Source organism: Mesorhizobium sp. SARCC-RB16n (assembly GCF_008520305.1).
Classification (GTDB): Bacteria; Pseudomonadota; Alphaproteobacteria; order Rhizobiales; family Rhizobiaceae; genus Mesorhizobium.
The window spans coordinates 258,488-275,550 of the sequence record NZ_ML703263.1; the positions used below are offsets into that span (position 1 = coordinate 258,488).

At 61.2% G+C, this 17,063-nt stretch carries 12 protein-coding genes and 1 tRNA gene; 9 read left to right on the forward strand and 4 right to left on the reverse strand.

All coding sequences use genetic code 11. The features are described 5' to 3' along the window. Positions 1-64 precede the first annotated feature (64 nt). Both C7I87_RS09835 and C7I87_RS09840 read left to right on the forward strand, forming a co-directional pair. The gene (locus C7I87_RS09835; protein WP_149904010.1) at positions 65-418 is read left to right on the forward strand and encodes a hypothetical protein; all 354 of its coding nucleotides are present in this window, start codon (positions 65-67) and stop codon (positions 416-418) included. A gap of 128 nt (positions 419-546) precedes the next feature. Continuing rightward, entirely contained in the window at positions 547-936 is a 390-nt protein-coding gene (locus C7I87_RS09840; protein ID WP_149904011.1) for a DUF427 domain-containing protein, read from the forward strand. A gap of 97 nt (positions 937-1,033) precedes the next feature. Here C7I87_RS09840 and C7I87_RS09845 read toward each other — a convergent pair whose 3' ends face one another. The 3 genes from C7I87_RS09845 to ppdK all read right to left on the reverse strand — a co-directional run bounded on the left by C7I87_RS09845 (position 1,034) and on the right by ppdK (position 5,836). Further along, positions 1,034-1,774, reverse strand: a complete 741-nt coding sequence (locus C7I87_RS09845) for a polysaccharide deacetylase family protein (RefSeq protein WP_149904012.1) — start codon at positions 1,772-1,774, stop codon at positions 1,034-1,036. Positions 1,775-1,934: 160 nt separating this feature from the next. After that, positions 1,935-3,038: a glycosyltransferase family 9 protein gene (locus C7I87_RS09850; RefSeq protein WP_149904013.1), complete on the reverse strand. Its 1,104-nt coding sequence runs from the start codon at positions 3,036-3,038 to the stop codon at positions 1,935-1,937. A 119-nt stretch (positions 3,039-3,157) separates the two neighbouring features. Further along, positions 3,158-5,836 (reverse strand): pyruvate, phosphate dikinase, encoded by a 2,679-nt coding sequence (ppdK, locus tag C7I87_RS09855; RefSeq protein WP_149904014.1) that lies wholly within the window; start codon positions 5,834-5,836, stop codon positions 3,158-3,160. A 225-nt stretch (positions 5,837-6,061) separates the two neighbouring features. On the opposite strand from ppdK, the gene C7I87_RS09860 reads away from it, so the two are divergent. From C7I87_RS09860 to C7I87_RS09885, 6 genes are all read left to right on the forward strand, one after another. Beyond that, entirely contained in the window at positions 6,062-6,406 is a 345-nt protein-coding gene (locus tag C7I87_RS09860; RefSeq protein ID WP_149904015.1) for a VOC family protein, read from the forward strand. Between the two features lie 128 nt (positions 6,407-6,534). After that, positions 6,535-6,609, forward strand: a tRNA-Gln gene (locus tag C7I87_RS09865). 501 nt (positions 6,610-7,110) lie between these two features. Next, positions 7,111-8,559 carry a TolC family protein gene (locus tag C7I87_RS09870; protein WP_149904016.1) on the forward strand — a complete coding sequence of 483 codons (1,449 nt, stop codon included), beginning with the start codon at positions 7,111-7,113 and terminating at the stop codon, positions 8,557-8,559. Positions 8,560-8,597: 38 nt separating this feature from the next. Then, complete coding sequence (locus C7I87_RS09875) at positions 8,598-10,730, forward strand: type I secretion system permease/ATPase (protein ID WP_149904017.1); 2,133 nt, start codon at positions 8,598-8,600, stop codon at positions 10,728-10,730. Between the two features lie 49 nt (positions 10,731-10,779). Beyond that, entirely contained in the window at positions 10,780-12,069 is a 1,290-nt protein-coding gene (locus C7I87_RS09880) for an HlyD family type I secretion periplasmic adaptor subunit (protein WP_149904018.1), read from the forward strand. Continuing rightward, a complete protein-coding gene (locus C7I87_RS09885) occupies positions 12,059-12,700 on the forward strand; it encodes a ribbon-helix-helix domain-containing protein (RefSeq protein WP_149904019.1) in 642 nt (213 codons plus the stop codon). Before C7I87_RS09880 ends, C7I87_RS09885 begins: the two co-directional genes overlap by 11 nt. 122 nt (positions 12,701-12,822) lie before the next feature. On the opposite strand, the gene C7I87_RS09890 is transcribed toward C7I87_RS09885, so the two are convergent. Next, on the reverse strand, positions 12,823-13,770 hold the full coding sequence (locus C7I87_RS09890; protein ID WP_149904020.1) for a transglutaminase-like cysteine peptidase: 948 nt from the start codon (positions 13,768-13,770) through the stop codon (positions 12,823-12,825). A gap of 323 nt (positions 13,771-14,093) precedes the next feature. On the opposite strand from C7I87_RS09890, the gene C7I87_RS09895 reads away from it, so the two are divergent. Next, positions 14,094-17,063, forward strand: a 2,970-nt coding sequence (locus C7I87_RS09895; protein WP_210250625.1) for a beta strand repeat-containing protein, incomplete at its 3' end; no start/stop codon positions are given.

Consider the following 17,063-nt stretch of genomic DNA (forward strand, 5'->3'; position numbering starts at 1 on the left):
CATCGTCGGTGTTAAGTTTCGTTAACGGGCAAAGGGGTGCGATTGGCGACTGAAAGAGGTTCGCATGGACGCGCTCGACGATAAGGTTCTCGAGAGTACGCTTGCCGAAAGCCTGACGGATCTAGTGCCGGACGAAAAGACTGTTTCCGAAGACGAGTTCGTCGAAGTTGTCGGCGGCGCGCTCGAAGCGGTCGGCGGCACGCTGCTGTTCAAAATGTGCGTCCAGAACGAAGGGGAAGGCCAGCATGTCGCCGCGGCATCCGTCGGCGACGGCGGCAATCGCCAGTTCCTGCTGCTCACCTTGCCAACCGGCGGCGGGGCGCTGAAAGTCGAGACCATCTCGAGAAGCAGCAACCCGGTCGCGGGCATCGCGGCCGCCTATGCGGGGCTGATGGACGCCTTCAAAACGGCCGCCTAATTCCCGCGGCCACGTGAAGGCTATCTTGCGCCACGCACGGGGGCATAGCGTCTGTTTTGTTTGTGACTATGGGTCTTGCGCAATCCGGCCGTCCACCACACTTTAGGTCGGGGCAAGAAGGAACCAGCATGGACAAGATCGCCAACCCGGCACCCGGCTTCCAGCGCAATCCCGACAAGATCATCACCATCGAGCCCTATATTGGCACTGTTACCGTGCGCGCCGGTGATACAATTATCGCCTCATCGACGAAGGCCAAGGTGCTGACCGAAGCCCCCTACCCCGCCGCCTTCTACATTCCATTCGCCGACATCGATTTCGACAAGCTCAGCCGAACGGACCACTCGACCCATTGCCCCTACAAGGGCGATGCCAGCTATTGGAGCGTGCTGCCAGCCGGTGAAACGGGCAAAGACGCGATGTGGGCCTATCGGCGGCCGTTCGACGAGATGGCCGACATCCGCGACCACGGTGCGTTCTACGCCAGCAAGGTCAGCATCGAAGCCAAGCCGGACTGAACGCCTCGGCCCGAAGGCACTCGACGGTGCATTGAGATTTTTAGATCAGGCCGCGTCGTTTGAGCGGTTCGGCGATGCCATCAAGCACTGAGCCGCTCTAATCGGTGGTACCGTGATTGCCCGTCCCTTCGGCGTCGTCGAGGCGCACGAAGGTGATGCCCTTGTCCTTGAGCGCCAGCAGGCCCTGTACAACGCCCTCGCCTGCGGCATGGGTCGGCTGGTTGATGTGCGAGATGATGACGTCGCCATCCTTGGCCGCGGCGATACGCCTGGCCGTCTCCTTGGCGCCCAGCAGCGAGCCGCCGTCGCCATTGATCGAGAAGCCGGCAATCTTGAAGCCGAGCTTGCGTATCATTGCGATGGCCGAGGGGCTGTATTCGGCGGTTGCGCCGCGGAACCATTTCGGCGCCGGTTCGCCGGTCCTGGCGAGTGCGGCGGCACCCGACTCGACCTCGGCGAGTACCGCTTCGGGACTACCGGCGCTGCTTATGCCATAAATCTTCTGTGGCGTGTCGACCGCCGGCACATGGCGGCCGCCGTGGTTTTCCAGTTCGAACAGGTCGGGATGCGCCTGCATGATCGCAACGGCCGCGGCGTTGCGCTTCAGCCAGATGCCAGTGACGAAAATGGTTGCCGGTATCCGGTTTTCCACCAGCGCCAACAGAATCCGCGTGTCGGTCTTCCCGCCACAGGCATCGAGCGTGAGCGCAACGCGGCCGGCTCCGCTTGCAGCCGGCTTGATGTGCAGCGTGGGTTCGACCAGCGGCGAGGCATGAGCACTGGATATCAGCGCCGCCGACATGGCGATCATGCAGAGATGTTTTTGCAGCAGACGCATCAAACCAAATTCCCGACGGGCGACTTCAAGCCGCTATCCCAAAACCCGCATGAAGGCTAAAATCGGACCAGGGATAGCAGAAAAACGCCTGTCGCGGCATTTTGACCTTCCCCGCTTGGTGAACGAGCCGTTCGGCGACAGTCTTGCCGATCCATCGCCCTCAGACAGCGCGTTCCTTTTTCAGCTCGGTGCGCGCGAGGATCTCGCGCGCCGCTTCGACAACCGGCTTCACCTCCAGGCGCCAGACGCAGCACGCCTTGCTGGGATCGGTTCGGCGACACAAATCCCTGGCCACGCAATCGCACGGCATTGACGGCCGAAGCGCGATGCTGGGCACGCCGACAGGTCCCCAGCGCGACGGCTGCGTCAGGCCGAAAAGGCCGACAACCGGGGTGCCGGCGGCAGCGGCCATATGCATCGGCCCGCTTTCGTTGCCCAGAAACAGCCGAGCCTGTTCCAGGACCGCCAGCAGGCTCTCGAGCGACAGCGCTCCGACCAGGTCGACCACCGGCGTCGCCGTCCCGGCAACGATCCGTGCGGCGGCTTCACGTTCGCCTGGCCCTCCCACCAGGACCACGCCCAGTCCGGTTTCGGCCGCAATCTCGTCAATCGCTTCGGCGAACCGTTCCGGCTGCCATTGGCGGCCCTTGAAACTCGCACCGGCATGGACGGCGACGAAGGCGTTCGGGTGGATATGGTGCCTGCCCAGAAGCGCCAAGGCTTTCGCGGCCTCGAATGGCAACGGCTGGATGCTCGGTACCGTCACGCGCAGATCGATGCCGAGCGCTTCAAGAGGGGAGAGATAGCGATAGACAAAATGCTGACCGCCAAAACCGAACGGTTTGGCAAACACATTGGCGGGCTGCCGCTCCAGCAGTTTCAGCGGCCTTTCGGGAGGACTATAGCCGACGCGCGTCTTGGCGTTGACGAAGCCGCTGAGAAGCCGAGAGCTCTTTGAATCGGTCAGGTCGATCGTCAAATCGAACCGGAAGCCGCGCAGCGCCCGGACTATCGCGTAGAACTCTTTTCCGCGCTCCAGCGGCGTGCCCCGCATGCGAGCCCGCCTGAACGGAACCACCTCGGAAGCGATGCCATGCCCAACCACGAAGCTCTCGAAGTGTGCTTCGCAGAGGAACACGATCCTGGCACCTGGGAATTCGAGCTGCAGGTTCCTGGCGAGGGTCGAGGCGAGAACGATATCGCCTATGAACTTCGTTTGAATGATCAGGATCGAGCGGAACGGAGCGGGTGAGATCTGCAACATCTGTTTCCCGAGACAATTAGCGGTTATCCGCAAATTGATCGCATACAATGTCGACATTACGCGATACCGCTAGCACGTTCGCGTGAGTTTTCATACAAAACCGTAAGCTTCGTACCAGTCTATCCACGCCCCGTCTTCGTTGCCTGCACCGCGGCCTGCGCAGCCGCCAGCCTGGCGATCGGCACACGGTAGGGCGAGCAGGAGACGTAGTCGAGCCCGACTTCCTCGCAGAAGCGGATCGACGAGGGATCGCCGCCATGTTCGCCGCAGATACCAAGCTTGATGTCGGGCCGGGTCGCCCTGCCCTTTTGCGCCGCCATGCGCACCAGTTCACCGACACCGTCAATGTCGAGCGAGACGAACGGATCCTGCTCGATGATGCCCTTCTGGCGGTAGGTTTCCAGGAAGGAGGCCGCATCGTCGCGCGAGATGCCGAAGGTGGTCTGGGTGAGGTCGTTGGTGCCGAAGGAGAAGAACTCGGCCGACTCGGCAATGACATGGGCGCGGATCGCCGCGCGGGGAAGCTCAATCATGGTCCCAGTGAGGTAGTCGATCTTGACGCCGCTCTCGTCCATGACGCTCTTGGCGACCGCATCGATGCGCGCCTTCACATAATCGAGTTCCTTCACGAGGCCGACCAGCGGCACCATGATCTCGGGCACCACCAGCGCGCCGGCTTTCTTGCCGGCCTCGACGGCCGCCTCGAAAATGGCGCGCGCCTGCATCTCGGCGATCTCCGGGTAAGACACGGCGAGCCGACAGCCGCGATGACCGAGCATCGGGTTGAATTCGTGCAGTGCCTCGGTGCGCTGCCTGAGCTTGTCGGGCGACACGTTCATGGCGGCCGCGACTTCAGCGACTTCCGCTTCGGTCTTGGGCAGGAATTCGTGCAGCGGCGGATCGAGCAGGCGGATCGTCACCGGCAGGCCGGCCATGATCTCGAACAATTCCAGGAAATCCGAACGCTGCATGGGCAAAAGCTTGGCCAGCGCGGCGCGCCGGTCCTTCTCGGTGTCGGCCAGGATCATCTCGCGCATGGCGACGATGCGGGCGCCGTCGAAGAACATGTGCTCGGTGCGGCATAGCCCGATGCCTTCGGCGCCGAAAGAGCGCGCCATGCGGGCATCGAGCGGCGTTTCGGCGTTGGTGCGAACCTTCATCCGGCGCACCGCGTCCGCCCACTCCATGATGGCGGCGAAATCGCCCGACAATTCCGGCTGCAGCATCGCCACGGCGCCCTTGAGCACCTGGCCGTTGCCGCCGTCGATGGTGATGATGTCGCCCTTGCGGAAGGTCTGGCCCATAGAGAGCAGCGTGCCCGCCTTGTAGTCGACGCGCAGCGAGCCGGCGCCGGACACACAGGGCTTGCCCATGCCGCGCGCGACCACCGCCGCGTGGCTGGTCATGCCGCCGCGCGTGGTCAGGATGCCTTCGGCCGCATGCATGCCGTGGATATCTTCCGGACTGGTCTCTATGCGCACCAGGATCGCCTTGCGCCCTTGCGTCTTCAGGTCCTCGGCATCGCCGGAAGAAAAGACGATCTCACCGGTGGCGGCTCCCGGTGACGCCGGCAGGCCGACGCCGATGACGTCGCGCGCGGCTTTTGGGTCGATGGTCGGGTGCAGCAACTGGTCGAGCGAGGCCGGGTCGATGCGCGCGACCGCTTCCTCCTTGGTGATCAGTCCGTCCCTGGCCATCTCGACGGCGATCCTGAGTGCCGCCTTGGCGGTGCGCTTGCCGGACCGGGTCTGCAGCATCCACAATTTGCCGCGCTCGATGGTGAATTCGAGATCCTGCATGTCGCGGTAGTGTTTTTCCAGGCTGTCGGAAATGGCGACGAAGGACTGGAAGGCGTCCGGCATCAGCTTCTGCAGTGACGGCTTGTCGGAGCCCGCCCCGATGCGCGCCGCCTCGGTGATGTTCTGCGGCGTGCGGATGCCGGCAACGACATCCTCGCCCTGCGCGTTGACCAGGAACTCGCCATAGAGCTGCTTTTCGCCGGTCGACGGGTTGCGGGTAAAGGCAACGCCGGTGGCCGAGGTCTCGCCCATATTGCCGAACACCATGGCCTGGACGTTGACCGCCGTGCCCCAGCTTTCAGGGATGTCGTGCAACCGCCGGTAGGTGATGGCGCGGTTGTTCATCCAGCTCGAAAACACCGCGCCGATCGCGCCCCAGAGCTGCTCGTGCGGATCCTGCGGGAACGGCTTGCCCAGCTCTTCCTCGACCTTGGCCTTGTAGAGAGCGATGACGCCTTGCCACTCGATGGCCGTCAGTTCGGTATCGAGTTCATGGCCGAGGCTGGCTTTCTGGTCTTCCAGGATTTCCTCGAACACCTCGTGATCGAGGCCCATGACGACGTCGGAATACATCTGGATGAAACGGCGGTAGCTGTCATAGGCAAATCGCGCATCGCCGGAATCGGCGGCCAACGCCTCGACCGTCTCGTCGTTCAATCCGAGATTGAGCACGGTGTCCATCATGCCGGGCATCGACGCCCGGGCTCCGGAACGCACAGAAACCAGGAGCAGCTTCGACGGGTCGCCAAACCGGCGGCCGGTCAGCCGGCCGATATGGTCGAGCGCGACGGCGACATCGGCTTCCAATCCCGCCGGGTAGGTGCGGCCATTGGCATAGTAGGCATTGCAGACATCGGTGGTGATCGTAAAGCCGGGCGGCACCGGCAGGCCCAGGCTGCACATCTCGGCCAGATTGGCGCCCTTGCCGCCCAGCAGATTCTTGTCGCCGGCACGGCCTTCCGCCGCGCCATCGCCAAAGGTGAAAACCCACTTGGTCATGCTTTGCTCTCCGGTTGCAGGAGATTGGAAAGATTGGCGAAACGGAAAGCTCCACCCGTGTTCGACTTTGGAGCGATATGATGCTGCAGTGCGAAAGGCAAGCGCCGGGCAAGTGCTCGGGTCGCTACAATCGATTAAGAAAAAGCCATCCCCCGGGATGCGTCAAAAAGACTTGCTACCGGACGCTTCGACATCTAGAACATAAAGGGAACAAAGAGGTGCATCATGAAACAGCCTGGAAAACTGGACTATCTGGAAATGCCGGCGACCGGCGGCACGCTGGACCGCCTGAAAGGCTTCTACAGCGCTGCCTTTGGCTGGTCGTTCACCGATTATGGACCAACCTATTCGGCCTTTACCGAGGGGCTGGACGGAGGTTTTCAGGCCGATGCGGAGGAAGCGCCGGCCAAGCCGCTGCCCGTGCTTTACGGTGAGAATCTGGAACAAACCCTTCGCGCGGTCGAAAGCGCCGGCGGAACTATCGTCAAGCCGATATTCCCATTCCCCGGCGGCCGACGCTTCCACTTCGTCGACCCAGCCGGTAACGAGCTGGCTGTATGGTCCCAATAGTCGGTTTGTGGGTCATCTGGCGGCAACCGCACTGCTGGTCAGCTGAGCGTGCTAGCGATCGCTCATAAGCATTGTGCTTTTCGGCTGCTCTGCTAATAACGCGCCGCACAAGCGACTCTGACGGCTATTGGGGCGTCGCCAAGTGGTAAGGCATCGGTTTTTGGTACCGACATTCCCAGGTTCGAATCCTGGCGCCCCAGCCAAGCGCAGACTTCATTTGAGACTGAACCACGTACTGAATCGGCTCTCTTCGAAACGCCGCGCCAACCCGCAGATGCATGCGATGCACTGACGCTAAAGCCTGGACCTGACCAAGAAGTGTCACGCTCGGGCGTGCCTTGGCAATCTCGCCAGCCACGCAGACCGACCCCTGCTGCACCTGAGCTGTCAAGAGTGCCCTTATTGCGTGCGAGCAATCTTATTCGCAGACATGGCTGGCCGTCAGCACGCTGTCAGAGCAAGTTGTAGTTGGCCCCTCCATATCTTGTCCCGATGCTTCAAGTTTCCATACCAGCACTTGATCCCATCAGCGTCCTAAATGTGTGCTATTTTTGCTACATTTTTCGGCCTTCTGCCTAAAATCTGTGGTTTAGTTACAGCTTAATAATGAAACGTCCACGTTAATTTGCAAGATAGCGAACAAAGTCAGGCGCACGCTCGGCTGGGGCGCTCTTAAAAAGCGCAGGGGAAACGTGGGTGGGAAAATGAAGACGACAGGTCTGTCGACCAAGGTCATGGGCGTTGGTCTCTTGATGACGGCTACCATGCTGAGCTGCTGGGGCGCGCATGCACTGACACTCAAGGAGGCCATGGCGGTTGCGGTTGAATCCAACCCGGAAATCGGCCAGGCCATAGAAAACCGTGAGGCAATCGAGTTCGAGCTGCGGCAGGCAAAAGGGCTCTATCTCCCAAGTGTCGACCTGGAGGCATCCACTGGCGCTCGCCGCCTGGACAACTCCACCCGCCGCGCACTTTCCATCGAGCACGATGCACTTTATCCCGCGGAGACCGATCTGACGGTTTCGCAGACGCTTTATGATAGCGGCGCAAGGCGAGCCGAACTCAACCGTCAAGCCTCGCGAGTCGATGGCGCTTCATTCCGCGTGCTGGAACGATCCGAGTTTATCGGGCTGTCGGTTGTCCAGGATTACCTGGAATACATGCTTCAGGCCTCGATCGTGGCAGAGGCAAAGAAGAATCTGGGCTTTCATCAAGCGATTCTCCATGACATCAAGGAAGGCATAGCAGGCGGCGGGTTGAACGAAGCCGACCGGCAACAGGCCGAGGAGCGCTTGTTTGCGGCCAAGGCCCGCATGCAGGAGGCCTCCGAGGAGCTCGAGGCCTCGAGGATACGCTTCTTCAAGACCGTCGGGAAACCTCTGACCAACGCTTCGAGGCCAGGCGATGTTTCCTCTGCGCTACCAAGGTCCCTGGATGACGCGCTGGGCATTGCGCGAGAGAACAATCCACGCGTTCACATGGCCAATAGCGATATTGCCGCTGCTAGCTCGCTGGTTGACGCCGCTCGGGCGAAATACGGCCCTTCGATCGTCGCCGAAGGCACTGCCCGGGCCGGATATGACATTGACGGCGACAATGGAGACACGTCTGATCTGCAAGCGCGGCTGGTGCTGCGTTGGAACCTGTACCGGGGCGGCATCGACAAAGCGAATGAACAGGAGCAAATCCGCCGCGCCAGCGAGCAGCGGCTTGGGCTGCATCAGGTTCTGCGGGAGATCGAAGAAGCAGTTCGCACGTCGTGGGATCGCCGCTTCCGGCAAGCCGATCTGGCAAAGACCCTGAAGCTGCAAGCCGCCACCAACGAGAAGCTGGTTGCCTCTTATCGCGAGCAGTTCAAGGTCGGACAGCGCTCGCTGCTCGATGTGCTGGATGCGCAGAATACGCGGTTCAACACAGCGACGCTGGCGGACACCGCGTCATACGCATCCCTCTTTGCCCAGTATCGGCTCCTGGCAGCGACCGGGCAGTTGCTGAAAACGATGGACATCCATCCGCCAAAGCAGGCCGCGGCCTACGCCAAAGAAGAATTCGCGGTTCCGCAGATCCCGGACACCGAGACCTATGCGCGGACGCCGTCGGAACAGACGAACGATATACCCTTCGACATCCTTGCCCCGGTCAGGAAAAAGTGAGCCGGTGTAAGGGGCGTTGAGGGCCTGGCGGGCGGGTCGTGAATCAGCAGCCACATATTCTATCACCCAAGGAGGCGTTCAAGGCCTGCTTTTCGGCGGTCGCCGCTTATCTCGGCAGGCCGAGCGCGGAGACCGTCCTGTTTGCCGGGGTGCCGATTTCGGACACGCGCATCGAGGTCACCGAGATCCGGCATCTTGCCGAACGCATCGGTCTCGAGACCCACGAATTCAACCATCGCGACTTCTTGCGCGGTCGCGTCGATCTTCCGGCAATTCTCTTCCGCGTCAGCCAGTTGCCGATTGCCCTGCTGGCGGAAATCGACGGCGAAGGGTATCTCACTGCACCGCAGGAAGACGGGCGCACGACCGTCGGCAAATCCGAGCTGGCCGCAAGTTACATCAGTGGCGGCGTATCCTTCTCGATCACCTATGCCAACGCCACCGAAGGCATGAAGGTCGGGTCGGCGCAGCAGATCGAACGGCGCCATTGGCTGACGGGAACGATGGGCGCTTTTTGGCGCACCTATTCGAAGGTCATGCTGTCGGCGATCTTCATCAATCTGCTGGCCATCGCCTCGCCGATCTTCACCATGAACGTCTATGACCGAATATTGCCGAACAAGGCGATATCGACGCTCTGGGTGCTGGCAATCGGAATCGGCGCCGTCATTCTCTTCGACCTGCTGCTGAAGACGGCCCGGGCCTCGCTCATCGACTATGCCGGACGCAAGGCGGACCTGCGAATATCGTATCTGCTGTTCGAGAAGGTGCTGAATTCATCCTTGTCCGCGCGCCCGGGCTCGACCGGCGAATATGCCAACCGCGTCACTCAATATGAGTTCGTCAGGGAGTTTTTCACCTCCAACACCATCAGCGTCTTCATCGACACCGCCTTCGTCTTCATCTTCCTGCTCGTCATCTACGCGATCGGCGACTGGCTGGTCATCATACCGGCCCTGGCATTCGTGGCGTCGGTAGTCGTCGGCCTCGTCACGCAACGCCGCATCGGCAAACGGGTCGCCGCCTCGATGAACGAAGCATCCCAGCGTCAGGCCTTGCTGGTCGAGTCCATCTCAACGCTGGAAACAATCAAGTCGCTGCGCGCCGAAGCCTATTTGCTGAGGAAGTGGGGCGAGCATTCGAAGAATGCAGCCAACACCTCCGAGAAGATCAAACAGCTTTCGGCGGCGGCCGGCAACATCACCCAGGCCATCCAGCAGCTTGTGACGGTCGCCTTGGTCGTGGCCGGGGCCTATGCCTTTTCGGAAGGGCATGTTTCGACAGGAGCCATTATCGGAACGGTGATGCTGGCGAGCCGGGCCGTGGCTCCGCTCGGCCAGATCGCGATCACCTTGTCGAGATTTCGCCAGGCCATGCTCTCCTTGAGAATGGTGAACTCCATCATGGCCCAACCAGAGGACCGGCCGGACACGGTGGGCTTTGTCAATCGCCCGATCCGCAATGGGGCGATGACGTTCAAGAATGTCGGCTTCGTCTACCCTGGATCGGAAAATGAGGTTCTGTCCGGCCTGAACCTTTCGGTGAAGCCGGGGGAGCGCATCGGCATCATTGGCCGCATTGGGTCAGGCAAGACGACGATGGGCCGTCTGATCGGCAGGCTTTTCCTGCCGAGCTCCGGCGAGCTGCTGCTGGATGGCATCGACATCCGCCAGTATCACCCGTCTGAGGTGCGCGCCGCCGTCGGAATCGTCGCGCAAGCTGGCGATCTGTTTTCGGGCACCGTGAAGGAGAACCTGCTCATGGCGTCTCCGGAGGCGACCGACGAACAGATCATCGAAGCCGCAAAAGCCGCCGGCGTCGACGAGTTCGTCTCTCGCCATCCACGCGGCTACGATATGAATGTCGGCGAGCGGGGCACCAATCTTTCCGGCGGGCAGAGACAGACAGTGGCGATTGCCCGGCTGCTTTTGACCAAGCCGAAGATCGTCTTTCTGGATGAACCGTCGGGCTCGATGGACCTGGCTTCGGAACGACAGCTGATCAAGCAACTCAAGACAGCTTTTGATCACAACACGACACTGATCGTCTCGACACATCGCTTCAGCATGCTCGAATTGGCGGATCGCCTTATTGTTATCGAACAAGGGAAGATAGTTGCCGATGGACCAAAAGAACAAGTCATTCAGGCGCTGCAGAGAACGAATTCCTGAATGAACAATTATATCGGGCTGAAACCGATATAATAATGAGGCGTTGGAAATGCTTGCCAGGGAAGACCGACCGCCGCTTTTCGCGACGGCGTCCATATTCATCATAGCGGCGCTCTTCGTCGCTTTTGTCGCTTGGGCATCGTTCGCCGAAGTCGACGAGATCGCGCGTGGCGACGGCAAGGTCATACCGGCCTCCAAGACGCAGGTCATCCAAGCCAGTGAACCGGGTGTCGTTCAGGAAATCGCTGTAAAGGTGGGGCAGGTCGTCAGGAAGAACGACCTCATCATTCGTCTCGACAACACATTGAACACGTCCAGCCTCGGCGAACAGCAGGCCAAGGCGCGGGCGCTGCAAACACGTATCGCCAGGCTTAAATACGAACAGAGCGGCAACATCACCGGATCATTTCCGTGCCCGCAGGACATTCAGTCGGTGGCGCCGGAAATCTGCGACAACGAGCAAAACCTCCTCGTTGCCCGGCGCGAAAACTTCGACAACAAGCTGTCGGTGCTCAAGTCGCGCCTCGACCAGCGCGAAAAGGAACTCGACGAGGCGAACGCCAATCTCGACCGCCTGACGAAAAACCTGGCTGTGAGCGACCAGCAGGCGACGCTGGTCGAGGCGATGGTCAAGAAAGGTCTGATGGCAAGGACCGAGCAGCTCAAGGTCGAGCAGCAGCAGACCGAACTCAACGGCCAATTGAACCTGGCCGGCGAGACCATGAAGAAGGCCAAGTCCGCGATCACCGAGGCGCAGCTCCAGGTCGAGGAACTCGGGCTGCAGTTGAAGCAGGAAGCGCTCGATGACCTGACGCAGGCCTTGGCCGATCTTTCAGTGGTGGACGAAACCATTCGCGGCGCGACCGACAAGGTCGCGCGAACGGATATCCGCTCTCCGGTGGATGGTATCGTCAACACGATGGAGCTGAACACCGTCGGCGCCTTCGTCCAGCCGGGTACCGTCGTAGCCGGCATCGTCCCCACTTCCGAGACATTGCTGGTGGAAGCGCGTGTTTCGCCCCGCGATGTCGCCTTTATCCGCCCCGATCAGGATGCCTTGATAAAAGTCACGGCTTACGACTTCTCGATCTTTGGCGGCATCGAAGGCAAGGTCTCCAACATAACTGCGGACAGCCTGGTCGATCAGAAGACGGGCGAGCCCTATTATCAGGTGCGTGTTTCAACCGAGAAATCGACACTGGAGCGAGACGGAAAGGCATATTCGATCATCCCCGGGATGATCTGTTCGGTGGATATCAAGACCGGACGCAAGACGATCCTGAGCTACCTGCTGAAGCCGATCAACAAGGCGCGTCAGGAGGCAATGAGTGAGCGGTAGCGCCATCTCTCCCCCGGTCCCGAAGGACCGTTTGCTTCTGCCGCTCCCGACAGAAGATTTCGAGCTCGAGTTCCGCGTCGTGGCACGCGGCGGCATAAGGCGCGGCATCCGTCTGGAACGGGCTTTCTGGCTTTCGCTGAAGCAGATGGCCGAGAGCCGGAAATGCACCATCGGCATGCTGGTCGACGAGATCGCTGAAAGTCACGCGGAGAAAGGAAACCTGACCTCGGCAATTCGGGTGGCCTGCATACGCGCGTTGGGGCACGAGAACCTGAATTTGCGCAGGCTTGCGTCGATCAGGACGGTAAACGCCATTCTGCTTGCCTGTCCGTCGCCGGCTTTTGCCCTGGCATCGACGAAGAAGATCGTGACGTTCAATGCGCCGTTCCAGCAACTGGTCAAACGGCAGTTGCCGACAGCATTCGACGGAGACACGCGGCAGGACCTTAAGCTGGCATTGGATCTCAACGTGGCGGATATATTCGCGCGCCTCGACACCAACGGCGACGTTGCCGTTGCGAGCGGGTTTGTGATCGGTGCCGGCGAGCGTCGCTACCGGGGCCAGTTGAACGTGGTGCGGGCGCCGGTGCTGGACCTGGAATTGCTGATGGCTTTTGTCTTCAACGGCTAGAGCCGCTCGTCCTTTCGCGGTTCTATCTCTTTGTCTCGACCCAATTCCCGGCGGAAAGCCCTATGCACTTTTCCTGAATCGCTTTGGCATCCGGCCAGACAAAAAGCGACCGCGCCTTGTCTCTATTTGACTTCCATCTGCGCGCCTTCGCCAGGCGCGACGGTTTCGAAACCGCCCTTGACGTCGGCCATCTGCGCGGCTCCCGGTTTGGACCCGTGGATCCATGCCCGGTCGGTGCTGAACGAGTACAGTGGCTGATAGTCCGGAAGCGCGCTGTCCTTGAGCACCGTATTGTTGAGACTGTCGAGAATGTAAGCGCCGCTTGCAGTACTCACCGAAAGCACGGCGTGGAAGAAGCCTCGCTTGCGGTCCCGGAGAACGACGAGCGACATGCTGCTTGCCGGAATGCCAGCCCTCAGCAACGCCGTCATCTTGAGGATGGCGAAGTCCTCGCAGTCGCCGGCATGATTGGCGAGGACTTCCGAAGGCTTCGCCCAGTAGTCGAGCTTGCCGTAAACGACGCTATCCTTCTTGTAGGCGATCAGGTGGTTGATGCCGCTGTTGATGTAGGACAGTTTTTCGACAAACCCCTTGCCTTGGGCAGCCGAGACCATGGCCGCGAAGGCCGGGCTCTCGTGGTCGCAGGGACTGCCCGCGGTGCAATCGATTATGGCCTGGTAGACCGGTGCCCAGCGCGCCGAAACGGGAAAATTGTGCATTGACAGCGCAACCGACCCGAACACGCCCGGGATAATCGATGCTGTCCGCATCGGGTCGATGCCTCCTTGCGCCATCGAGGCGCTGGACCCATTCTGCGCGGAAACGGGACTGTAGCCGTTCAGGACAAGGCTGATCCGGTAGGGCGCGACCGGCTGCCAAGGCTGGTACCTCTGCAGCGAAACGCCGCCGAGACCAGGCGGCACCTGGACCGTCGCAAGCAGTGCTGTTTCGGGCAGGTCATCCCTGACGCCAGGCCCGGCAAGCGCCGGCTGCGTCGCGCCGGCTATCCCCACTGCCAGCAGAAGCAGCTTGAGTTTGCTCTTCCCCGAAGCATTCTTTTGTTTTTTCATGGCGCGCACCTTTGACTGTGGACGCTACCAATCTTGTCTCAAATTACTGGAAATGAAGGTGGATAAGTTTCCCGCAAATTCTCTTTGCTACTTTGAGTAAAATTTTAGATGTATTTATACTTCTATTTACCAAGTTTTTCGCATTGCCAACCGCGAAGCACCGCGCACTCCAAGAAAGATATAACAGATTATATGATCACAGTTTACCAAGCGTAAAAAAAGTCATCGAAGGCATATCCAAATATATAGAATAGATTGACGGACCGTTGCAAAGTCAAGCCGCCGCCTGTCTCTTTCTCGGAAATGCCGGAGGGGTTTAAGCTATGGCGACCAGTATTGAATTGGACAACGTTTCGAACTCGTGGGACGAGCATTCCGTTTCCAACGATCACCACGACCTGACAGCGCCGATCCAGGTGGTGGCGCAAGCCGCGCCGGCCGAGCAAGCGGCGGCACCGTCCCAAACAGCACCGGCCTCGGCCGAGCCTGTGCCGGTCGATGTCGGCGGTGGCGCGCCAGCGGCTGCTCCGCCAGCGGCAAATGCGCCACACGAATACGTCGCCGACGCAAGCAACGTCGTCAGACTTCCCGCCAATGTCTCGATCGACAACATCAAGGTCGACGGTCACAACCTCGTGCTCGAGCAGGCGGACGGCTCGGTCATCGTCATCAAGGACGGTGCCCTGAATGTGCCGACCTTCATTTTAGGCGAAGTCGAAGTGCCGCGCGTGGCCTTGATCGCGGCGCTGGAAGCGAGCCATGTCGATGTGGCTTTTGGCACGGACGGTTCCATCTCGGCGGGCCCGGGAGGCTCGACCTCGAGCGCCGGCGGCAATTTCGAACAGCCTCCCGGCGGGATCGGCGACGGCTTCGGCCTTTCGGCATTGCTGCCACCGACGGACCTGCAATTTGGCCAGCCCGATCATCGTGAGCTGTTCCCGGGATTGGCACCGAACCACACGCCGTCGATCCTCGACCTGACGCCTGCGGTCGACGGCGGCGACACTATTGTCTCTGAGAAGGGCCTGCCGGCAACTTCGGGGTCGGAAGGCTCGGGCGAGGCGCAGGATCCCGCTCCCAACACGGACCAGTCCGAGATCAATACCGGCACTTTCACGATCTCCTCCCCCGATGGTATCGGATCGCTGACCATCGCCGGCCAGGTGATTTCGGGCGCCGCCCTTGCCAACAGCGCGTCGACGCCGATCGACATCACGACGGCTCTCGGCAACACGCTGACGATCGTCGGCTACGACGCCAGCACCGGCCAGGTGAGCTACACTTACACGCTAGTCCACAGCCAGGCGCATCCCGGCGCAGGCACCGATTCGATCTACGACAATATTACCTTGACGGTCACGGACACCGACGGCGACACTTCGGCTCCCGGCACGCTGTCGGTCCAGATCGTGGACGACGTGCCGACGGCGAACGCGGACGCCAACAGCGTCGCGGCGGGCAGCCATGCGGAGATCTCGGGCAACGTGATGACCGGGGCTGGCGAGACCGATCCGTCCACGAGCGCGGATGTGAAGGGCGCGGACGGCGCCAGCGTGACCTCGGCATTTGGCACGGGCGCGGCGCAGGACGTGACGTCCGCTGTCACCGGCACCACGATCGCGGGCCAGTACGGCACGCTGACGCTCTATTCGGACGGCCATTATACCTATGACCGCGCGGCGAACACACCGGGCGGCGTGAACGATGTATTCCACTACACGCTGACGGACGGCGATGGCGATCAGTCGAGCACCACGCTGACGATCAATATCGGCAATGAGCCGCCGAAGTTGGGCGATATCCCGGCCGCGGGTGCTGATGGTGCGATCGTATACGAGGCGGGACTGGCGAGCGGTACGCTGCATGACGGCTCGAACGCGGTGAGCGGCACGATCGGCTTCACCTCGCAGGATGGGGTGAACTCGGTGTCGTTGGGCGGCCATCCGCTGTCGAGCGATTCGGGTAATCCGACGACGTTCACGGACCCCACCACGGGCGGCACTGTGAGCGCCTGGTACGAGTACACCGGCGCGACCGGCGCCGGTACGATCCATTACAGCTACACGCTGACTGCAGACTACCCCAGCGCTACGGGTGGCGATGGAGCCAATACCGAAGCGGCACCCAGCTTCGCGGTCGTTGTGACCGACTTGGATAACCAGCCTGCCTCCGGCAACCTGGTGATCAATGTCATCGACGACGTGCCGACGGCGAAGGCCGACACCGACGCGGCGCAGTCCGGCGAGACGGTGACAGGCAATGTCGAGACCGGCACAAGCGCTCATGGCACCGGCGCGGCGGACACCGCTGGAGCGGACGGGATTGCATCGATCGCCTGGACGGGTTCGGTAACGAGCAACGGCGTGACGACAGTAACCGGCGCGCATGGCGTGCTGACGGTCTTCGCCAATGGCGACTACAGCTATCAGGCCACCCCGAATACGCCGACGGGCAATGACGTTTTCAACTACACGATCACGGACGGCGACGGCGACACCTCGCCGGCGACGCTGACGATCGAAGTGACCGGCAGCCAGCCGCGTGTGGTGGCAGAGATCGCGACGGTGAACGAGGCGGGCCTCGACACGACGCCGCCGGCCGGCGACCTAGGCCCCGGGACGGTTGACGGCTCGCATGCGGGCGACGGCTCGGAGACCAAGTCTGGCACGTTGACATTCTCGGATCCAGACGGAGCGACGGTGACCGGCGTTGCATCAGGCAATGTCGGCAGCGACGTCAGCGGCAATGTCGGCACGAACATCAGTGGCACGTACGGCATCCTGCACGTAAACGCGGATGGCAGCTACACCTATACGCTGACTTCGCCGGAGGCGAATGTTCCGGCGGGCAACGACGGCGCCAACATGCAGCCCGGGCAGGACGTGTTCACGTTCACGGTGACCGACGGCCTTGGCAACACGTCCACGTCGACCATCTCAATCAATATCCTGGACGATGTTCCTTCGATAACGCTTAGCGGTACGGCAGCGCCGACGCTGAGCGTCGACGAGAGCTTCATTCCGGTGATCGGCTCGGTCGGCGGCGGCGGCGGCAACGTCTCGTCCGGCAACTTCGCGGCCAACTTCGCGGTGACGCCGGGCGCGGACGGACAGTCCGGCTCGACCGCCTACTCGCTGACCATCAACAATTCCACGACCACCCTGGTCGACTCGCTCACCGGCCAGACAGTGCATCTGGTGGCCAATGGGGCGGGCGAAGTCGATGGCTATGTGACCATCAGCGGAGTGCAGACCAATGTCTTCACGCTGACGGTCGACGCCACCGGCAAGGTG

What these genes read in the sequence shown, in the direction of transcription:
- C7I87_RS09845 (WP_149904012.1), bottom strand. Translation starts at nt 1,774, where the DNA reads ATGCGTCTGCTGCAAAAACATCTCTGCATGATCGCCATGTCGGCGGCG.
- C7I87_RS09870 (WP_149904016.1), top strand. Translation starts at nt 7,111, where the DNA reads ATGAAGACGACAGGTCTGTCGACCAAGGTCATGGGCGTTGGTCTCTTG.
- ppdK (WP_149904014.1), bottom strand. Translation starts at nt 5,836, where the DNA reads ATGACCAAGTGGGTTTTCACCTTTGGCGATGGCGCGGCGGAAGGCCGT.
- C7I87_RS09890 (WP_149904020.1), bottom strand. Translation starts at nt 13,770, where the DNA reads ATGAAAAAACAAAAGAATGCTTCGGGGAAGAGCAAACTCAAGCTGCTT.
- C7I87_RS09860 (WP_149904015.1), top strand. Translation starts at nt 6,062, where the DNA reads ATGAAACAGCCTGGAAAACTGGACTATCTGGAAATGCCGGCGACCGGC.
- C7I87_RS09840 (WP_149904011.1), top strand. Translation starts at nt 547, where the DNA reads ATGGACAAGATCGCCAACCCGGCACCCGGCTTCCAGCGCAATCCCGAC.
- C7I87_RS09850 (WP_149904013.1), bottom strand. Translation starts at nt 3,038, where the DNA reads ATGTTGCAGATCTCACCCGCTCCGTTCCGCTCGATCCTGATCATTCAA.
- C7I87_RS09880 (WP_149904018.1), top strand. Translation starts at nt 10,780, where the DNA reads ATGCTTGCCAGGGAAGACCGACCGCCGCTTTTCGCGACGGCGTCCATA.
- C7I87_RS09835 (WP_149904010.1), top strand. Translation starts at nt 65, where the DNA reads ATGGACGCGCTCGACGATAAGGTTCTCGAGAGTACGCTTGCCGAAAGC.